Origin of the sequence: Salinicola aestuarinus (assembly GCF_003206645.1) — a bacterium.
Taxonomy (GTDB): Bacteria; Pseudomonadota; Gammaproteobacteria; order Pseudomonadales; family Halomonadaceae; genus Salinicola; species Salinicola aestuarinus.
This window is the reverse complement of the sequence record NZ_PZJP01000008.1, coordinates 606,052-624,535: the sequence shown is the minus strand read 5'-3', so window position 1 is coordinate 624,535 and position 18,484 is coordinate 606,052. Positions and strand designations below refer to the sequence as shown.

The 18,484-nt window shown below is 65.4% G+C and carries 16 protein-coding genes; 4 read left to right on the top strand and 12 right to left on the bottom strand.

Annotation, left to right across the window (positions count from 1 at the left end; genetic code table 11):
* Window positions 1-2: 2 nt before the first annotated feature.
* The 4 genes from DOM41_RS14750 to leuS all read right to left on the bottom strand — a co-directional run bounded on the left by DOM41_RS14750 (window position 3) and on the right by leuS (window position 5,612).
* Window positions 3-1,244: a multidrug effflux MFS transporter gene (locus DOM41_RS14750; RefSeq protein WP_110687597.1), complete on the bottom strand. Its 1,242-nt coding sequence runs from the start codon at window positions 1,242-1,244 to the stop codon at window positions 3-5.
* 108 nt (window positions 1,245-1,352) lie between these two features.
* Entirely contained in the window at window positions 1,353-2,411 is a 1,059-nt protein-coding gene (gene holA, locus DOM41_RS14745) for a DNA polymerase III subunit delta (RefSeq protein ID WP_110687596.1), read from the bottom strand.
* Window positions 2,408-2,896: an LPS-assembly lipoprotein LptE gene (locus tag DOM41_RS14740; RefSeq protein ID WP_110687595.1), complete on the bottom strand. Its 489-nt coding sequence runs from the start codon at window positions 2,894-2,896 to the stop codon at window positions 2,408-2,410. Before DOM41_RS14740 ends, holA begins: the two co-directional genes overlap by 4 nt.
* 130 nt (window positions 2,897-3,026) lie before the next feature.
* Window positions 3,027-5,612 carry a leucine--tRNA ligase gene (gene leuS / locus DOM41_RS14735; RefSeq protein WP_110687594.1) on the bottom strand — a complete coding sequence of 862 codons (2,586 nt, stop codon included), beginning with the start codon at window positions 5,610-5,612 and terminating at the stop codon, window positions 3,027-3,029.
* 194 nt (window positions 5,613-5,806) lie between these two features.
* Between leuS and DOM41_RS14730 the strand changes: the two genes are divergently transcribed.
* On the top strand, window positions 5,807-6,355 hold the full coding sequence (locus tag DOM41_RS14730; protein WP_110687593.1) for a zinc ribbon-containing protein: 549 nt from the start codon (window positions 5,807-5,809) through the stop codon (window positions 6,353-6,355).
* Between the two features lie 151 nt (window positions 6,356-6,506).
* Here DOM41_RS14730 and DOM41_RS14725 read toward each other — a convergent pair whose 3' ends face one another.
* From DOM41_RS14725 to miaB, 7 genes are all read right to left on the bottom strand, one after another.
* On the bottom strand, window positions 6,507-7,895 hold the full coding sequence (locus DOM41_RS14725) for an MFS transporter (protein ID WP_110687592.1): 1,389 nt from the start codon (window positions 7,893-7,895) through the stop codon (window positions 6,507-6,509).
* A gap of 130 nt (window positions 7,896-8,025) precedes the next feature.
* The gene (gene hglS / locus DOM41_RS14720) at window positions 8,026-9,393 is read right to left on the bottom strand and encodes a 2-oxoadipate dioxygenase/decarboxylase HglS (protein ID WP_110687591.1); all 1,368 of its coding nucleotides are present in this window, start codon (window positions 9,391-9,393) and stop codon (window positions 8,026-8,028) included.
* A 155-nt stretch (window positions 9,394-9,548) separates the two neighbouring features.
* Window positions 9,549-11,039, bottom strand: a complete 1,491-nt coding sequence (gene lnt, locus DOM41_RS14715) for an apolipoprotein N-acyltransferase (RefSeq protein ID WP_110687590.1) — start codon at window positions 11,037-11,039, stop codon at window positions 9,549-9,551.
* Between the two features lie 126 nt (window positions 11,040-11,165).
* Window positions 11,166-12,059, bottom strand: a complete 894-nt coding sequence (locus DOM41_RS14710) for a CorC family transporter (protein ID WP_110687589.1) — start codon at window positions 12,057-12,059, stop codon at window positions 11,166-11,168.
* 281 nt (window positions 12,060-12,340) lie between these two features.
* The gene (ybeY, locus tag DOM41_RS14705) at window positions 12,341-12,835 is read right to left on the bottom strand and encodes an rRNA maturation RNase YbeY (RefSeq protein ID WP_110687588.1); all 495 of its coding nucleotides are present in this window, start codon (window positions 12,833-12,835) and stop codon (window positions 12,341-12,343) included.
* The gene (locus tag DOM41_RS14700; protein ID WP_110687587.1) at window positions 12,832-13,938 is read right to left on the bottom strand and encodes a PhoH family protein; all 1,107 of its coding nucleotides are present in this window, start codon (window positions 13,936-13,938) and stop codon (window positions 12,832-12,834) included. Before DOM41_RS14700 ends, ybeY begins: the two co-directional genes overlap by 4 nt.
* Before the next feature lie 264 nt (window positions 13,939-14,202).
* Entirely contained in the window at window positions 14,203-15,552 is a 1,350-nt protein-coding gene (miaB, locus tag DOM41_RS14695) for a tRNA (N6-isopentenyl adenosine(37)-C2)-methylthiotransferase MiaB (protein ID WP_110687666.1), read from the bottom strand.
* Between the two features lie 279 nt (window positions 15,553-15,831).
* On the opposite strand from miaB, the gene DOM41_RS14690 reads away from it, so the two are divergent.
* The 3 genes from DOM41_RS14690 to DOM41_RS14680 all read left to right on the top strand — a co-directional run bounded on the left by DOM41_RS14690 (window position 15,832) and on the right by DOM41_RS14680 (window position 17,685).
* Window positions 15,832-16,161 carry a DUF1820 family protein gene (locus DOM41_RS14690; RefSeq protein ID WP_110687586.1) on the top strand — a complete coding sequence of 110 codons (330 nt, stop codon included), beginning with the start codon at window positions 15,832-15,834 and terminating at the stop codon, window positions 16,159-16,161.
* A 245-nt stretch (window positions 16,162-16,406) separates the two neighbouring features.
* On the top strand, window positions 16,407-17,039 hold the full coding sequence (locus tag DOM41_RS14685; RefSeq protein ID WP_245391859.1) for a TIGR04211 family SH3 domain-containing protein: 633 nt from the start codon (window positions 16,407-16,409) through the stop codon (window positions 17,037-17,039).
* 4 nt (window positions 17,040-17,043) lie between these two features.
* On the top strand, window positions 17,044-17,685 hold the full coding sequence (locus DOM41_RS14680; protein ID WP_110687585.1) for a class I SAM-dependent methyltransferase: 642 nt from the start codon (window positions 17,044-17,046) through the stop codon (window positions 17,683-17,685).
* A gap of 139 nt (window positions 17,686-17,824) precedes the next feature.
* Here DOM41_RS14680 and DOM41_RS14675 read toward each other — a convergent pair whose 3' ends face one another.
* On the bottom strand, window positions 17,825-18,436 hold the full coding sequence (locus DOM41_RS14675) for a YajG family lipoprotein (RefSeq protein WP_110687584.1): 612 nt from the start codon (window positions 18,434-18,436) through the stop codon (window positions 17,825-17,827).
* Between the last annotated feature and the right edge of the window lie 48 nt (window positions 18,437-18,484).

Here is an 18,484-nt window from a genome sequence, read left to right as displayed (position 1 = left end):
GCCTATGCGGTTCGTCGGCGCCCGGGGCGAAGCGCAAGGACGACGACGCCGATGCAGATCAGCGAACAGGTGAACATCGCTCCAATCACAAAGCCTAGCGTTTCCGGCAGTAACGTCGAAAGGGCACTCAGGGTCCCGGCGATGCCGAACTGCGTCGCCCCCATGAGCGACGCCGCGGTACCGCCGTTACGTCCGAAATATTCCATGTAGCAGGCCTGATTGTTCGGCGCGATGCCGCCCTGGGCGCCAATGGTCATCATCATCGCCGGCAGGAAGAGCCAGACCGAGACGTTTAGCACCGTCGCCAGGCAGAGCAGGACCACACCGATGAACTGCAAACTGAGGCAGGCAACCAGAATCTGACGCGAGGCGAAGCGGTTGAGCAGCGCCCGATTGGTCAGGTTGACCACCAGCATCATCACGATGTTGGCGCCGAAAAGCAGCGAAAAGACGCTCTCCGAGCGGTCGAAGTGACGCTGGTAGATGAAGGAGGCATGGGTGATGAAGAGCATCATCACCGAGAACGCGAAGGCCTGCAGCGCCAGGTGGGGCAGCGCCGGGCGGGTCGTCAGCACACTGCGGTAGCGCGCGAGTAGCGAGTTTTCGTGGCCACCCGAGGGGCGCGGCGTCGCGTCGGCCTCGACGGGCGGGGTGCGCAGCACCACCCGCGCCTGCAGCGGCATCAGACAGAGCGCGTAGACTGCGAGAAACGCAAAGATGCCGTGCCAGCCACCGAGGCTCAGAAGCACCGTGCCCAGGCTGGGGGCGATTCCCGGGGCCACGACCATGATCAGGCCGATCATGCTGAAGAGCTTCGCAGCCTCCTGGCCGTGAACGCGATCCCTCACCAGGGCGGGAATCAGCACCATGACCCAGCCGCTGCCGAAGGCCTGCACGGCGCGCAGGACGAGCAGGGAATTCAGTGATTCGACCTGAGTGATCGCGAGCGAGGCCAGCGCAAAGATAGCAAGACCCGCCATCATTACTCGGCTGCGTTTCCACTGATCCGACAGCGGCCCGCCGACCAGCTGGCCCAGTGCCAGGGCGAAAATGTAGATCGACAGGCTTCGCGAGACATCGCTGACGCCGACACCGAGCTCCCGGGCCATCTGGGGAAAGGCGGGCAGATAGGCATCGATCGCCAGCGGGCCGAGCGCCATGGTCATGGCCAGGACGAGCGGCAGGGCAGGGCTGTAGGAGCGAGATGCCGGGGGCGACGCGGCAGGATTGGGGGAACGAGTCATACGATCAACGCTTGCAGGCAGTGAGTGGTAACGACAGGCACCGCGCCCTGCGGGTCCGAGCGGACCGTCTGGCTCGATCCCGCTTACGCGCGGCGCGGGTCCGTCGGTTCAGGTGGTGCGGTAGGCGTAGGCCATTTCGGCAAGCAGGCCACGCCCGCCGGCGAGCGTCAGCGCCAGGTCGCCAAGGGCGTCCCACAGCGGCAGGGCGACCGCGCCTTTTACGGCGAGATCGATTCGCTGGGAGAACATCAGCAGCTTGTGCAGGCGGCGCTGCGGCAGGCGATTCAGCGCCTGCTGATAGCCCGGACGGCGCTTCTCGGGGATCATCGGCCGCTGCGCCTTGCAGGCGTGCTCGAGGCTTTGTCCCTGATCGAGATGCTGGAAGATCGACAGCAAGGTGCGTAGCTCCCGCGTCAGCGCCCATAGCACCACCGGCGCCTCGACACCCTCCTGGCGAAGCCCGGTGACGATGCGCACGACCCGTTCGCGCTCGCCGCGGAGGCAGGCATCGGTGAGCGCGAAGACGTCGTAGCGGGCGCTGCTTTCGACGCCGCTGGCGATGGTGTCGACGTCGAGCCGTGCGTTGGGCGGCATCAGGAGCGCCAGTTTTTTGAGCTCCTGATCCGCGGCGAGCAGATTGCCCTCGGTGCGTTCGCCCAGCAGTCTGGCCGCCTCCCAGTCGAGATTGAGGCCGTGGACATTGGCACGATCGCGCATCCAGTAGACCAGCCGCTGATGATCCACTGGCCACACCGGGACAAAGAGCCCCAGCTTGTCGAGCGCCTTGAACCACTTGCTCGACTGCGATTTACGGTCGAGCCGCTGGCTCGAGAGCAGCAGGACGTTGTCGCTACCGCTCGCCTGCTCGGCGTAGGCTTCCAGCGCCTTGCCGCCATCCTGCCCGGGCGACTGGCCGCCGAGGCGTACCTCGATCAGCTTGCGCGAGGCGAACAGCGACAGGCTCGACGCCGACTCCAGCAACTGGGTCCACTGAAAGCCCGACTCCACGTGGAGTACCTCGCGCTCCTCGATGCCGCGCTCCCGGGCGACCCGACGCACACTGTCGCAGGCCTCCATATGGATCAGCGGTTCGTCGCCGGAGACGATCACCACCGGTGGCAGGCGTTTGGCCAGCGACGCTTCCAACTTGTCGGGAAAGACCTTCATGGCGTCTCGAGGGTGGCGAGTCGGGTGATCAGCTGCTCGGCGGCATCGCGGCGCAGGCGTTGAATCGCCTCGTCACGCAGCTCATCGCGGGAGTAGATGTCGTCGGTGGAGATCAGCGTGTTGGTCGAGACGTCTAGCTGCTCCTGATTGAGCAGGTAGGCGCCATCCGAGGTGCGCTGGACCGAGTAGGGCGCGGTCAGCACCAGCCGCGTCTCGCGACTGCCCGAATCCGCCAGGGTGAGTCGGGTTTCGCTGATACGCTCGTCGCCGAGGTTGATACGCAGATCGGCGCTATCGACGATCTCGGTATCGGTCCGCTCGATGGCTCGGCGCACGGTTTCGCTGAACGGTGAAACGTTGGTGCTCAGCGCGACCTCCGAGAGACCGAGCACCGGCTGGTTGAGTCCGCGAAGCTGGAAGCCGCAGCCAGCCAACGTGGTCAGCGCAATCGCCATCAGACCGATGAGAACGGGACGACGGGTCATGGAAAGCTCCTTGTCAGAAAACGGCGCCGGTGTACGGCGCCGTGAGTCGATCTCGAATGCTATGAGCCGCCTCGTCGGCTGAGGGCCGACCAGGCGGGTAGGGCAGGTGTGCGGCCCCGGTCGGATCGCGTCAGTTGGCGACGATGTTGACCAGTTTGCCGGGGACCACGATCACTTTGCGCACTGTCTTGCCCTCGACGTGGCGCTGAACGTTCTCTGCGGCCATCGCCTGCGCTTCGATGGCTGCCTTGTCGGCATCGGCCGCGACGTCGAGTCGAGCGCGCAGTTTACCGTTGACCTGCACGGCCAGCTCGAGCGTCTCCTGGGCCAGCGCGCCTTCGTCGACCTGGGGCCACTCGGCATCGATCACCGGGGTGTCATGACCCAGTGACTGCCACAGGGTGTGGCAGGCGTGCGGGGTGATCGGGGCGAGCAGCAGCACGCAGGCCTCGATCGCCTCGCGGGCGACGGCCAGTCCTGACGGCGAGGTATCGTCGAAGCGACCCAGCGCATTGGTGAGTTCCATGACCGCGGCAATGGCGGTATTGAAAGTGGTACGCCGGCCAATGTCGTCGCCTGCCTTGGCGATGGTCTGGTGCGTCTTGCGTCGCAGATCGGCCTGGGCGTCGTCGAGTGCCGCGACGTCCAGCGGGCCCGGTGCGCCGGCATTGACGTGCTCGGCCACAAGACGCCACAGACGCTTGAGGAAGCGGTGTGCGCCTTCGACGCCGGCATCGGACCACTCGAGCGACTGCTCCGGCGGCGCGGCGAACATCACGAACAGACGCACGGTGTCGGCGCCGAAGCGATCGATCATCGACTGCGGGTCGACACCGTTGTTCTTCGACTTCGACATCTTCTCGATGCCGCCCATCACCACGGGCTTGCCGTCCTCGGCGAGCTTGGCGCTGAGCGGACGGCCCTTGTCGTCGCGCTCGACGGTGACGTCGGCCGGGTTGAACCACTCCTTGCCGCCGTTCGCCTCGTCGCGATAGAAGGTCTCGGCAATCACCATGCCCTGGGTCAGCAGGCGCTGGAACGGCTCGTCGCTGGTGACCAGGCCCTCGTCGCGCATCAGCTTGTGGAAGAAGCGGGCGTAGAGCAGGTGCAGAATGGCGTGCTCGATACCGCCGATGTAAAGATCCACCGGCAGCCAGTGGTTGGCACGTTCATCGAGCATCGCCTCCGGATTGTCCGCGCAGCAGAAACGCGCGTAGTACCAGGAGGACTCCATGAAGGTATCGAAGGTATCGGTCTCGCGGACCCAGCCGTCGCCGAGGTCGTAGAACTCGGGCATCTTCTTGAGCGGCGAGCCGGACGCGTCGACTTCGACCTCCTGCGGCAGGGCGACCGGCAGCTCCTCGTCGGTGAGGGCGACGGTCTCGCCCTCGGGGCCATACTTGACCGGGATCGGCGCGCCCCAGTAGCGCTGGCGGGCGACGCCCCAGTCACGCAGGCGGAAGTTGATCTTGATCCGGCCGCGGCCCTTGTCCTCGAGTGCGGCGGCGATGGCATCGAAAGCGCCCTCGAAAGCGAGGCCGTCGAACTCGCCGGAATTGATCAGTTGGCCGTGCTCGGTATACGCGCCGGCGCTGAGATCCGGCACGTTACCCTCGGCGTCGCTGATCACCGGCTGGATCGGCAGCGCATAGCGGGTCGCGAATTCCCAGTCACGCTGGTCGTGGGCGGGCACCGCCATGACAGCGCCGGTGCCGTACTCCATGAGCACGAAGTTGGCGACGAAGATCGGCACTTCATCACCGGTGAGCGGATGGATGGCACGAAAGCCGGTATCGCGGCCACGTTTTTCCATGGTCGCCAGTTCCGCCTCGGAGTTGCCGCCTTGCTGGCACTCGAGCAGAAACTCGGCAAGCTCGGCGTCGGACTCGGCAGCTCGTTTTGCCAGCGGGTGGCCGGCGGCGACGGCGACGTAGGTCACCCCGTAAAGGGTATCCGGCCGGGTGGTGTAAACGTCCAGGCGCGCGTCGTCGCTGTCGGCGTGCTCACCCTGAACGTCGAAGCTCAGTTCGACACCGCGGGACTTGCCGATCCAGTTGCGCTGCATCGTCTTGACCTGCTCGGGCCAATCGACCTTGTCGAGATCGGCGAGCAGCTCTTCGGCATAGTCGGTGATCTTCAAGAACCACAGCGGGATCTCCTTGCGCTCGACGCGAGCGCCGGAGCGCCAGCCGCGACCGTCGATCACCTGCTCGTTGGCGAGCACGGTCTGATCCACCGGGTCCCAGTTGACCGTCGACATCTTCTTGTAGACCACGCCCTTCTCGACGAGCTTGGCGAAGAACCACTGCTCCCAGCGGTAGTAGTCGACATCGCAGGTCGCGAATTCACGACTCCAGTCATAGGCGAAGCCCAGCGATTTGAGCTGGCCGCGCATGTAGCCGATGTTGTCGCGGGTCCACTTGTCCGGCGCGACACGATTCTTAATCGCGGCGTTTTCGGCGGGCATGCCGAAGGCGTCCCAGCCCATGGGCTGAAGCACGTTCTTGCCCTGCATGCGCTGGAAACGTGTCACCACGTCGCCGATGGTGTAGTTGCGCACATGGCCCATGTGCAGCTTGCCGCTGGGGTAGGGGAACATCGACAGGCAGTAGAACTTCTCTCGCGAGGCGTCCTCCACGGCCCGGAAGCTTTCGTGGGTGTCCCAGTACTGCTGAGCAGCGGATTCGATCGCGTGGGGGTTGTACTGTGCGTCCATCGGTTCGGTCAAACACCTTGCATTCAGCGTGTGAGAAGCGCCAGAGTCCCCGCGAATGGCTATACTCGAAGCGGTGACGACTGCGGGGTCGGCGGTCATTTTTCGGCTCACAAGCATACCCCAGACCCGCAGTGGCAGGTAGGGGCTCGCCGGTTCGCCGGGCGAGCCGTATGGCAATGAACGAGGGGGAAGTCATGGACGAACAACAGTCAGAGCCCGAGACGCGCTCCCGGTTGAGCGAATCCTACGAGCGGGTGCTGACGCGCCTGCGAGACGGCGCCGGCGAACTCTCCTGGGATAGCTTCCAGCAGGAGCTCGACGAGGCGGTGGCCTTCGAGTCGGAATTCGAAGAGTACACCAAGGATGAAGCGGCACTGCTCCGGGCCTGGGTCGAGCGCGACATGCGCGATTTTCGCCAGTTCCTGGCCCGCGGTGGCGAGGGCGTTGCGAGCTGGCTGGGGATTGACCTGGGTTTCGTTTCGCGCCGCGTGAGCGAAGCGCTGCTGTCGATTGCCGATCGGACCACCATCGACCGCGAGCGCTTCGAGGAGGACCTGGAAGCCGCCCGCGCGGACTACGTTGCCGGCGAGGTGGCGCTACCGGGGCGCATGAGCTGCGTTCACTGTGCCAATTCGCTGGTCTTCGATCGCGTCGCCCGACTCGATGCCTGCCATGAGTGCGGCCACCGCTATTTCCGTCGCGACTCTGGTGCGCCTCGACCGCAGGCCGCCCCCGACGTCTGAACGATACGCGGAGTCCGCTGGCGCGGTGGCGCACAGCGCTTGGCAATGATCACGCCGGCGAATCGCTTCGCCGGCGTCGTCGTATCAGGACGTCACTCTCGTCAGGGCCCCTAGACGGGGCCGGCCATGGCCCCGGGCCTAAGTTGGCTGATCACGAGACTGCCGGCTGGGCGGCGTGGGGCTCCGAATGGGCCCACGCCGTCTCGTCGGCGTCCAGCGAGCGGTCGGCGGTTTCCGGCAGTTTCATGCCGCCCCACATCGCCAGCAGGGTGATCGCGATCAGGTAGAGCGCCGGGGCGAGATCCAGACCGGTGCGGCTGATCAGCCAGGTCGCCACTAGCGGCGCGGTGCCCCCGAAGATCGTGTAGGCCACGTTGTAGCAGAGCGCAGAGCTTGTGTAGCGCACTCGGGTCGGGAACTGCTCGGAGAGCAATACCGCCGTGACCACGTTGCAGATCACCGCGCCAACCGCCATCAGTGCGGCGCCCAACATCGATGGCAGCCATTCGCCACTGCCGGCGAGCGTGTAGGCGGGGAACACCGCGAGGATGAGACAGCCGCCGGCGGTCAGAATCGTGCGGCGTCGGCCGACGCGGTCGGCGTAGCGGCCAATCAGCGGACAGAGCAGCGCCGCAAAGACCAGCGCGCCGAGGCTCGCCAGCAGCGCGGTGGCCTGGGTCGCACCGCCCACCACCTGCATGTAGGTCGTGAAGTAGGTAGTGAACATGTAGAACGACAGGGCGGTCGCCGAGATGAAGGCGCCGAGGTAGAGGATGGTCCGGCCATGGGTACGCAGCGTCTCGCCCAGCGGCGAGTGGGGAACTTCCTGACGCTGCTTGAGCGCTTGAAACGCCGGCGATTCGTCCAGGTTCAAGCGCATGTAGAGCCCGACCAGGCCCAGGGGGGCGGCGACCAGAAACGGGATGCGCCAGCCCCAGCTTGCCAGCGCCGCTTCCGAGAGAATCGCGCTGACCGCGTAGGCCAGTGCCGCCGCCGAGGCGAAGGCCACGAAGGTCGAGACCGGCACGAAGCTGCCGTAGCGCGCCTTGCGATCACGCGGGGCGTGCTCCATGACGAAGGCACAGGCACCGGCATATTCGCCGCCGGCGGAGAAACCCTGAATGCAGCGCGCCAGCGCGAGCGCGAGCGGGGCGAGCAGGCCGACACTGTGATAGGTGGGCAGCACGCCGATGAGCGTCGTCGATCCCGCCATCAGCAGCACCGTCATCGAGAGCACCCGCTTGCGGCCAATCTTGTCACCCAGCATGCCGAAGAAGATGCCACCCAGCGGGCGCAGGGCGAACGCCACCGCGAAGACGGCGAAGGTCTGCAGCAACGCCAGCGCCGGGTCCCCCTGGGGAAAGAAGTGTTCCGCGATGACCACCGCCAGAAAGCCGTAGACCGCGAAATCGAACCACTCGACGAAATTGCCGATCGCCGACGCCGCAATCACCTTGCGCAGCGTCGCCAGATCGACGCTCGGTGAGGTGGCAGGTCCAGGCGACGCGGTATTGTTGTTGTTGTCGTTGGATGCGGGCATGCAGGCTCTCCTCGAACGGGACGTTGGCCTGCCAGTCTACGAAGTCATCGCCCGCGACGATGGGCGCGGGCGACACACGTGATGTTGATTGCGACACGGCCCGAGAGGGCGTGTCGACGTTGAGCAGCGGTCAGAGGCCGAGCTGCTGGCGCACCCGGTCGAGAGAGTCCGTCTCCAGCTCCGCGTAGAGCGCGAATTCGTCGAGCACCGGTCGGCCGAGAGCCAGCTCGAAGGCGCTGCGATTCGACTCACTGGCGTAGGCCTGATGCTGGGTATCGCCGAGGTTCGACTGGAAGATGCCCGCGGCACTCACGGGGAGGAAATCCTCGTAGGTGATCGGCGTTGCTGCAATCCAGCCCTGATCGATCAGTGAGTCAACGTCGCGGGGGTGCGACTCCTGCGCCGCCAGGCGCTCGCGCCCCCTCTCGGTCACGGCGTAGCGGAAGTAGGCGAGCCCCTCGCGGCGGAGTGTATCGTAATCGTCCGGCAGCGAGGCGAAGACCTCGCCGAGCTGGCGTTGGTGCGTGGCGTTATCCGGCGCCTTGGGCAGTTCGCGGGCGTGGGCGAGCAGCGTGTCGTAGCGCTCGCGGCCCTCGGGGGTGAGCGCGACGCCGCGTTGCTCGATCTCGCCGAAGCGCGCGGTGTGGCGCCCTTCGGCAAGTTCGGCGAAGCGCACCGACTCCTCCAGCGCCTTGAAACTGGTCTGACGCAGCAGGATCGGGCAGCGCCGGGGCGGCGGTCCCTCGATCACCGCCTTCGGCGCAATGCCGTAGTCGGGCATGGCGGCTTGGGCGGCGTCGATGTCCAGCGTGCGAGGCGTCAGATGATTGATGTGGGGTCCACGAAAGCAGACCACGTCGGCGATCAGCCGGTGCGCGTCGTGGAGTGCCTGGTAGGTGTCGTGATCGACGGTGGCGTCCTGGTGCCAGCGAAAGGTCTCGAGAATCTCGGCGACGAAGCGTTCGGCCTGGTCGCGGTCTAAGCCACCCTGACGCTCGCCAAGGGCAATCAGCTCCCAGGCGCCCGGCGTGAAGATGTCGCGCTGGGCCAGAATCGATGCCGCTTGCCGGCGCAGGTCGTCATCCTCGATCAGCTCGAGACGCAGCAGCGAGGTGAAGACGCGAAACGGGTTGCGCGCCAGCGCCGCCTCGTCGACCGGGCGAAATGCCGTGGAGTGAACCGGCACGCCGGCCTGCGACAGGTCGTAGTAACCGACCGGGAACATCCCCATGAGCGCGAAGACCCGCTTGAGCGTGGCGAGCTCTTCGGCGGTCCCCACGCGAATCGCCCCGTGACGCTCGACACCGAGTCGCTCGGTCTCCGAGCCGGCAGCGAGGCGCTCGGCGAGATCGGTGTCGGCGATGAGCGTACGCCGATTGATGTCGGCGACGAGCTCGAGAAGGGTGGCGTACTGTGGAACTTCCTGGCGATACATCGTCGACATCGCCTCGGAGAAGGCGGTGCGGATGTCGTCTTGACTGACCAGCGTGGGCGTCATGGGGCACTCGTTGCAGCGAATGAATGCCCTCATCCAACGCTATCCGGCGACGACTGACAAGCACCGCCGGCGTCGGACGAGCGCGGCGTTAAAGCCGCGTCGCATTTTGACAAATGGCGTCGCCGACAACGCCCCCGAGCAACCTGATTCTCGGGTTATGCCTTACGCTGGCGGGCCTGGCTGGCGACACCGGGCGCCAGCATCAGTATGGCCAGCAGCCATGCCGGCCAGCTGCCGGTGCGAGTGAACGGCGTCAGTCCGGTCATCGGAACGACATCACCGACCACGCTCGCCGTCTCGAACTGCGGTGCCTGCTCACGCAGGTTGCCCTGCGCATCGATGATCGCGGTGACACCGTTGCTGGTGGCGCGGACGACATAGCGGCCGTTCTCCAGCGCGCGAAGTCGGGCCATCTGCAGATGCTGGAGCGGGCCGATGGAGCGGCCGAACCAGGTATCGTTGGAGACCGTCAGCAGCAAGTTGGCCCCGCGGGCGCGCTCGGCGACCAGATCCGGATAGACGATTTCATAGCAGATGGCGCTGCCGATGGCGATGCCGTGGGTCAGGATCGGCGGCTGCGAGTCGGCACCGGCGCTGAAGTCCGACATCGGCAGATTGAAAAAGTCGATGACGTCGCGCAGTACGAAGTCCAGCGGCAGGAACTCGCCGAAGGGGACCAGATGGGACTTGCGGTAGGCCCCTCGCACCTCGCCGACGCCAACGATGGCATTGTAGTAGTCGCCGCTAGCGTCGCGCTGGACGATGCCGCTGAGCAGCGCTGTCTCGCTCGGCAGCGTCGCCTGCAGCCGCTCGAGATAGGGCTGCGCCTGGCGCTCGAACATCGGTAGCGCCGTCTCCGGCCACACGACGACGCTGGCGTCATCGGGTAGCTCGCGGGTCAGTCGACTATAGGTGTTGACGGCGTTGCGCTGGCCCTCGGGGCTCCACTTCGCCAGTTGAGGCAGATTGCCCTGAAGCAGCGCGAAGCGCAGGGGGTCTGCCGCCTGCTGGGTCCAGTGGTTCGGCAGCAGCAGCGGCGCCAGCCAGAGCGCGGCGACGGGAGCAGCGGCCCACCAGCGCCGTCGGCAGAACTCGACCAGCAGGGTGCCGGTCAGGGCGACGATCAGCGAGAGCAGATAGACCCCGCCGATCGGTGCCCAGGGCGCCAGCGGTGAATCGACCTGAGCACTCCCCAGCAGCAGCCAGGGAAAGCCGGTGAACGCCCAGCTGCGAAACGCTTCGCCCACGACCCACACGCCAGCGAAGCTCAGAAACGCCAGGCGTGGCGAGGTGAAGCGGCGGTAGAGCCCGAAGATCAGCGCCGGAAACAGCGCCAGCGTGATGACGAACAGCGCCGTGAGGAAGAGCGCCAGCGGGACACCGGTGTAGCCGTAGTCGTGAATCGAGATGTAGACCCAGCTGGTGCCGGTGCCGAAGAGGCCGACACCAAAGAGCCAGCCTCGCAGGCTGGCCTGGGCGACGCTCAACCGGTGCTGATCGACGTACATCAGTGCCACGGCGAGCGGTGCCAGCCACCAGAGATGAAAGGGCGCGAAGGAGAGCGTGGCGAAGCCGCCGGCGACCAGTGCCGCGAGATAGCCCGGCCAGGGGCGGTAGACGGAGATCAATGGCTTGGCGCGGGGCATGGGGCACTCCTCGAAGAAAAGTGCCCTTATATCAGAGATGCCTCGGGAATGCGCAGGGGATCAGACGGCAGGCCCCGGTCGTCTAACGGCCGGGCGCCTGCTGGTACCGGCGCACCGGGGCCGTGCTCAGTTCTCAAGTCGCGACGGGCTCTCCTGCTCGGCTTCGGCGGGGACGGGCTTGGCCTGCAGCAGACGGATGCGTCGGTTGTCGGCGCTCAGGACGGTGAAGCGCCAGGCGCCCAGATCGGCGTGCTCGTTGCGCCGCGGCAGGTGGCCGAAGCGCTGCATGATCAGGCCGCCGACGGTGTCGAACTCCTCATCGGAGTACTGGGTGTCGAACGCCTCGTTGAAGTCCTCGATCGGCGTCAGCGCACGCACCGCGTAGGTGCCATCGCCGAGGTTGCGGATGTCCTCTTCTTCATCGGTATCGTGCTCGTCTTCGATGTCGCCGACGATCTGCTCGAGAATGTCCTCGATGGTCACGATGCCCGCCGTGCCGCCGTACTCGTCGACCACCACTGCCATGTGGTTGTGGGTGTCGCGAAACTCCTTGAGCAGGCTGTTGAGCCGCTTGGATTCGGGCACGAACATCGCCGGCCGCAGCACGTCGTTGAGCGAGAACGCAGCACGCTCGTTGGGCGTGTGCTTGAGCAGCGGCAGCAGGTCCTTGACCAGGAGAATGCCGAGCACGTCATCGAGGTTGTCGCCCATCACCGGATAGCGCGAGTGCGCCGTCTCCAGAATGATGGGGAGGCAGTCCTCGGGGCGCTCCTCGACCTGGATGGCGGTGACCTGGGAGCGAGGAATCATCACCTCGCGCACCTGCTGATCGCTGATCTGGAATGCGCCCTCGATGATCGTCAGGGCGTCCTGATCGAGATTGAGCTTCGGGCCGGCCTCACGCAGAAAGGTGAGGAGCTCCTCGCGGGAGCTGGGTTCGTCGAAATCGCTGGAGAAAGTGCTGATCAACTTTTCGAGCCAGGAACGGCTGCCCTGGCTACTCGATCGGTCGTCGCTCATGAGTGGAGTCTCTTGTCCTCGGATGACGCACGGAAGGAAAGTCGATGATGGCCTGTGCGACCGAATGGCGTCGCGGGATGAGAGGCATCGGTCGGGCCGCCGGCGGTCCGGGAGGGACTCGGCGGAGGTTCGTCGGGAGATTCGGGCAGTGGCGCCGGGGAGGCGCCGGCCTCGTTGCCGGATTGACCGGACGAGGGCGAGGTCACCGCTGTGGATGTTGAAGCGGTCACGAATGTGGCGTTGGGCATGGGAGCGAATGAGTCGGTCATAGGTATCGGCGATCAGGCCGGCGGCCGGTAAGGGTCGGCGATGGCAAAGCGGGCGAGGAGTTCTCGCTCGAGCGCTTCCATCGCGTCGGCTTCTTCCTCTTCTATATGATCGTAGCCGAGCAAATGCAAGCAGCCGTGCATTACCAGATGGGCGTAGTGATCGGCTGTCGCCTTGTGCTGATCGCCGGCTTCCTGCACCACCACCTCGTGGCAGATGACGAGGTCGCCCAGCAGCGGCAGTTCGATGCCGGGGGGCGCTTCGAAGGGAAACGACAGCACATTGGTGGGCTTGTCCTTGCCGCGATAGTCGCGGTTGAGTGCCTGGCTCTCGTCGCGCTCGACGAAGCGCACGGTGAGCTCCGTCCGCGCTTCGTCGTGGGCGGCGAGCACGACGCCGACCCAGCGTTCCAGATCGACAAGCGTCGGCAGCGCCTCGATATCGCCCTCATCGAGCGCGACCTGACGGTCGATCTCGACCGCCGCCGTGACCTTGGCATCGGTGCTCATGAGCCACTCGGCTCGCTATTGTCGGCGCCGGTGCCGGCTTCGCCGTCGGTGGCTCGGGGGGCCTGGGCGTCGAGACGCGCCTGGCGACGCTCCTCCCGGCGCTTGCGCTGCTCGGCTTCTTCGGTCGCTTCGAAGTGGTCGTAGGCCTCGATGATGCGCTGCACCAGCGGGTGGCGCACGACATCCTTGGGCGCGAACTGGGTCACCCCGATCCCGTTGGTGCCCCGCAGCACCTCGAGCACGTGAATCAGGCCGGAGCTCGAGCCGCGAGGCAGGTCGACCTGTGTCGCGTCGCCGGTAATCACCGCCGTCGAGCCGAAGCCGATACGTGTCAGGAACATCTTCATCTGTTCGCGCGTGGTGTTCTGGCTCTCGTCGAGAATGATGAAGGCGTTGTTGAGCGTGCGTCCGCGCATGTAGGCGAGCGGCGCGATCTCGATCACCTGACGCTCGATGAGCTTGTTGACCTGCTCGAACCCGAGCATTTCGTAGAGCGCATCGTAGAGCGGGCGCAGGTAAGGATCGATCTTCTGCGCCAGATCCCCCGGAAGAAAACCGAGTTTCTCCCCGGCCTCGACCGCCGGGCGCACCAGCAGAATACGTCGGACTTCCTGACGGTTGAGCGCTTCGACCGCGGCGGCGACGGCGAGATAGGTCTTGCCGGTCCCGGCCGGGCCCACACCGAAGTTGATGTCGTGGCGACGGATGCTCGCGACATAACCCTGCTGGTTGATACCGCGCGGCTTGATCAGCACTTTCGGCGTGCGAATGATCACCCCGCCGGCCTCCTCGTCGCCGGTCTCCTCCTCGAGTGCCTGGACGCCGGACTCCTGCAGGAAGAGATGCACCGTATCCGGTTCCAGCTCTTCGGCGGCAGTCTCGCGATAGAGGTGCTCGAGCAGGTTGGCAGCGGCCTTGACCGCCGCATCGGGCCCGGCAAGCTGGAAGGTATTGCCGCGGTTGCGCAGGGTGACGCCGAGGCGGGATTCGATCAGCTTCAGGTGTTCGTCACGCTGCCCGCTGAGGTTGGCCAGACGTCTGGGGTCGTTGGGTTCCAGTGTCAGCGAGATGACGCGGTTGTCGGAGTGCTGGTCTTGGGTCAACGCAGAGAGATCCGTGGATAAGGAAAAGGAAAGTCGTCAGCTTACTTCGCCGCTTTGGCTCGGGGCAACGCCACCATGGACGAATGCCGCGCTGCGCGGCGATTCGCCCGTGTCGTCGCGCGATCCTCGGCGGTCGGTTCTGTCATCACTGAGTGGGGGCACAGAGGCATAACTCAACCGGGCGTGGACGCCGATGTCTCGGCGCCGGCCCGGCAAGCCCGGTCAGGGTGAGGACCTGAACAGCGTGGAATCAGCGCGTCGCGCTCAATAGCGGGCGTTGGAGAGCAGCTGGCCCCGCAGCGAGTTCGGGAACGCCTCGGTGATTTCGACGTCGACGAAGTAGCCGATCAGTGCCGTCGGTTCCTCGGCGCGGAAGTTGACCACGCGGTTATTCTCGGTGCGCCCGGAGAGCTCGCCGGGATCCTTGGGCGAGAAGCCGGTGACCAGAATGCGTTCGGTGTTGCCAACCATGCGTCGGCTGATCTGCTGCGTCTGCTGGTTGAGACGCTCCTGCAGAATCGCCAGGCGCTGCTTCTTGGTCGCCTCCGGGGTGTCGTCCTCGAGCGAGGAGGCCGGCGTGCCGGGGCGCTTGGAGTAGATGAAGCTGAACGAGGCGTCGAAACCGATTCGATGGATCAAATCCATCGTTTGCTCGAAGTCTTCGTCGGTCTCGCCGGGGAAGCCGATGATGAAGTCCGACGAGAAGCTGATGTCCGGGCGCAGGGCGCGGATGCGCTCGAGCTTCTCGATGTACATGTCACGGCCGTGTCCGCGTTTCATCGCCGAAAGAATGCGGTCGGAGCCGGATTGAACCGGGAGATGCAGATGGCTCACCAGCTCCGGGATTTCGCCGTAGGCCTCGATCAGGCTATCGGTGAATTCGACCGGATGAGAGGTGGTGAAACGGATGCGGTCGATGCCGTCGACCGCCGCCACACAGGCGATCAGCTCGGCAAGGTCGATCTCGTCGCCGCCCTCGTCGAGCCCGCGGTAGGCGTTGACGTTCTGCCCCAGCAGGTTGATCTCGCGCACGCCCTGCTCGGCGAGATGGACCACCTCCTCCATCACCGACTCGAAGGGGCGCGAGACCTCTTCGCCGCGGGTGTAGGGCACCACGCAGAACGTACAGTACTTCGAGCAGCCTTCCATGACCGAGACGAAGGCAGTGGCGCCATCGGATTTCGGCTTGGGCAGATGATCGAACTTCTCGATCTCCGGGAAGGTCACGTCCACCGCCTGGATCGGCGTGGCGCTCTTGGCGCGAGCGTCGAGCATCGTCGGCAGCCGGTGCAGTGTCTGCGGGCCGAAGACCATGTCGACGTGAGGCGCGCGCTTGCGGATGTTCTCGCCTTCCTGGCTCGCCACGCAGCCGCCGACACCGATCACCAGATCGGGCTTGGCCGCCTTCAGCTTTTTCCAGCGGCCGAGCTGATGGAAGACTTTCTCCTGCGCCTTCTCGCGAATCGAGCAGGTGTTAAGCAGGATGACGTCGGCGTCGGTCTCGTCGTGAGTGATTTCGAGACGATGCGACTCGCCGAGCAGGTCCGCCATGCGGGAGGAGTCGTACTCGTTCATCTGACAGCCATGGGTCTTGATGAAGAGCTTTTTCGTCACTGGTTGCGTTGCGGCCATGCGCGCGTCACCGATGCCCCGTGGGTAGTGAAAAGAGATGCGTCATTGTCGACGCGGCGGCGGGCCCGACTGCGGGACCGAGACGCCGATTTGAAGAACGCCGCATTATACGGGCGCCGGGCCTCGCCGGCCAACCCGTGGCGCTCGCAAGGCGCGGCGGCTGTGATACCCTTGCGCCTATTTGCCGCCGCGGCCGGTGGCCCTCCTGGCCGGCTGCCAAGAGGGGACCGTCGCGGCGAGTTTGTGGAGAAACGCGAGTCTATGTCGTCCAAGTCGATCTATCGGGTGGTGTTCCACAATCAGGGCGAAGTGTGGGAACTCTACGCCCGGGATATCTTCCAAAGCGATCTGTGGGGATTCATCGAGGTCGAGACCTTCGTCTTCGAAGATCAATCCAAGGTAGTGGTCGATCCGGGGGCCGAGAAGCTGCGCCGTACCTTCGAGGGTGTCAGCCGCAGCTACATCCCCTACAGCGCCATCGTGCGGATCGACGAAGTCGACCACGGCGGGGCGGTCAAAGCGGTCAAGGCCGAGGGCAACGTCGCCGAGTTTCCGCGCCCGATGGCGTGGCCGCCAAGGGATGATGGCTGATCGGCTGGTCAGATTTTCATCAATTTGTCGTCAGCGCTGGGATAGCCGGAAGTCGCGTCATCGCTTCTCAAGTTGTCCCAACGGTTATCCACAGAAAGTGTGGATTCTTGTTTTGACCCTCTCGCAGGATGCTTGAGGCGTTCTCATCGTCGCGCTGCGCGTCGCGACCGCCGGAGTCGCGCCGGCGATTCGATACGCAAAACCGTCACCGTTTTAACCACCAGAATTACGACGATAGGTTCAAGATGCGAAAACTTGCGATGGGCTGTGCGTTCAGCGCGATGCTCTTCTCCCTTCCGGTACTGGCGCAGGATGCCGGTCAGAGTGCCACCGACAGCGACCACTGGGTCAGCGACGACCTCCCGACCTTTGTCCGCAGCGGTCCCACCGACGGCTACCGTATCGTGGGAACGCTGCAGAGTGGCCAGCCGATCACCGTGCTGGAGACCCAGGGCGACTACTCCCGCGTCCGGGGGCCTGACGGCGACACGGTGTGGATTCAGTCGCGTTACGTGCAGTCAAAGCCCAGTGCGCAGACGCGCGTCCCCGATCTGCAGCAGCGGGTCGACGAGCTCACCGAGCGTCTCGACGGGATCGATGACGAGTGGAATCAGCGCGTCGCGGACCTGCGCCAGGAGCTGGAAAGCCGCCAGACCCAGGTCGACGAGCTGCAGGCGAATAACGGCCAGCTCAACGACGCCTATTCCCACGCCGAGGCGCGCATGCGCGAGATGCAGGCGCGGCTGGACACCCAGGAGGAAGACCTGCTGATGCGCTATTTCCTGTACGGGGGCGGGGTTGCCGGTGCCGGACTGATACTCGGCCTGCTGGTGCCGCACCTGCCCAAGCGCCGGCGCAAGCGCGACCGCTGGTTTTAAGTTGATGACGGAGATCGATTGGCTCGAACGCTGGCGCCAGGGGCGGATCGGCTTTCACCGCGAGACGCCGCACCCGGCCCTGGTCGCCGAGTGGCCGACGTTAAGGGTCGCTGAAGACGCTCGGGTGCTGGTGCCGCTCTGCGGCAAGTCACCGGACCTGCGCTGGCTCGCGGCACGGGGTCATGCGGTCACGGGTGTCGAACTCTCGTCGCTGGCCGTGGAGCAGTTCGTGGCGCAGTCGTCCGAGCCTGTGACACGGTGGGAGACCGATGACTTTGCTTGCGTCAGACAAGATGCCGTCGAGATCTGGTGCGGAGACTTCTTTCACTTCGACCTCGAGCCGACCGTGCCGTTTGGCGCCTTTTACGACCGGGCCGCGCTGATCGCACTGCCGGCGCCGGCCCGTCAGCGCTATGCGCTGCATCTGGCGCAGCTAATCGAGCCCGGTCGCGTGGGGCTTCTGATCACGCTGACTCACGGCGATCCCGAGCGTGGGCCCCCGTTCAGCGTCGATGCCGCCGAGGTCGAACGGCTGTTGGCGCCGAACTTCGAGGTGACTTGCCTCGATCGGGGCGAGGCGGCTGATGACGGCGTGGAAGAGAGTGTCTGGCGACTGTTACGCCGGGGGCCGCGAGACGCCGGCTAGCCACGGTCACTGAGGGGCGGGCGCATCGTGGTAGAGCCTACCAAGGCTGTGACCAGGCGCCGGCTGGAAACGAGACCGCCCGTGGCCATGGCCACGGGCGGTCTCGTTGGTTCTGGCGTTGATAACGCCGGGCAATGGCTCAGCGCGCGAGCAGATTGCCGATCTGCGGGTCGCGGAAGGTCCGATCGAGCGCGTTGCCGAGCAGTTCGCTGACCATCCGGTTGTTGGTGTCCCAGTCCGGCTTGAACGCGTAGCTCTGCTTGCGTTTTGCGGTGTAGCGCCCGGTATAAGTATCGCCACCGTTCTCCACTCGCGCTTCCATGATCGCCTGCAGCTCGGAGGCGCGCAGTACGGGCTGATCGGCGCTGCCGCGGGCATAGTCTAGCTCGTCGAGTGTCAGCGTAAGCGTCGGCCCTCCGTCTGCCTGCGTGGTGGGATTGAAGCCCATGCTGCGCAGTGCCCCCTCCGCCTGGGCCTGTAGTTTGGGGATGACATCGTTGGCCTCGACCGTAATGGTCGAGGTCGCCGAGGCAATCCCGGCGCGGGTGCCGATCACGCTACTGTCGCGGCCGTCGACCACGTTCAGCGTGACCGCCTGGCCATTGCCGGCGCGGGGGTAGCCGCCGCTCGCCTTGGGGGTCACGGACAGAATCTGCGGGCTCTGCGCGCAGGCGGTCAGCAACGCCAGAGTCGCGGCCACCGCCAGGCCCTTGAGCATAAGCCGTTGACGCCGGGAAAAAACTTGACGCATGTAACCCACCTCTCGAGTCGATGAAACGAACGCGGACAGTATAGACGC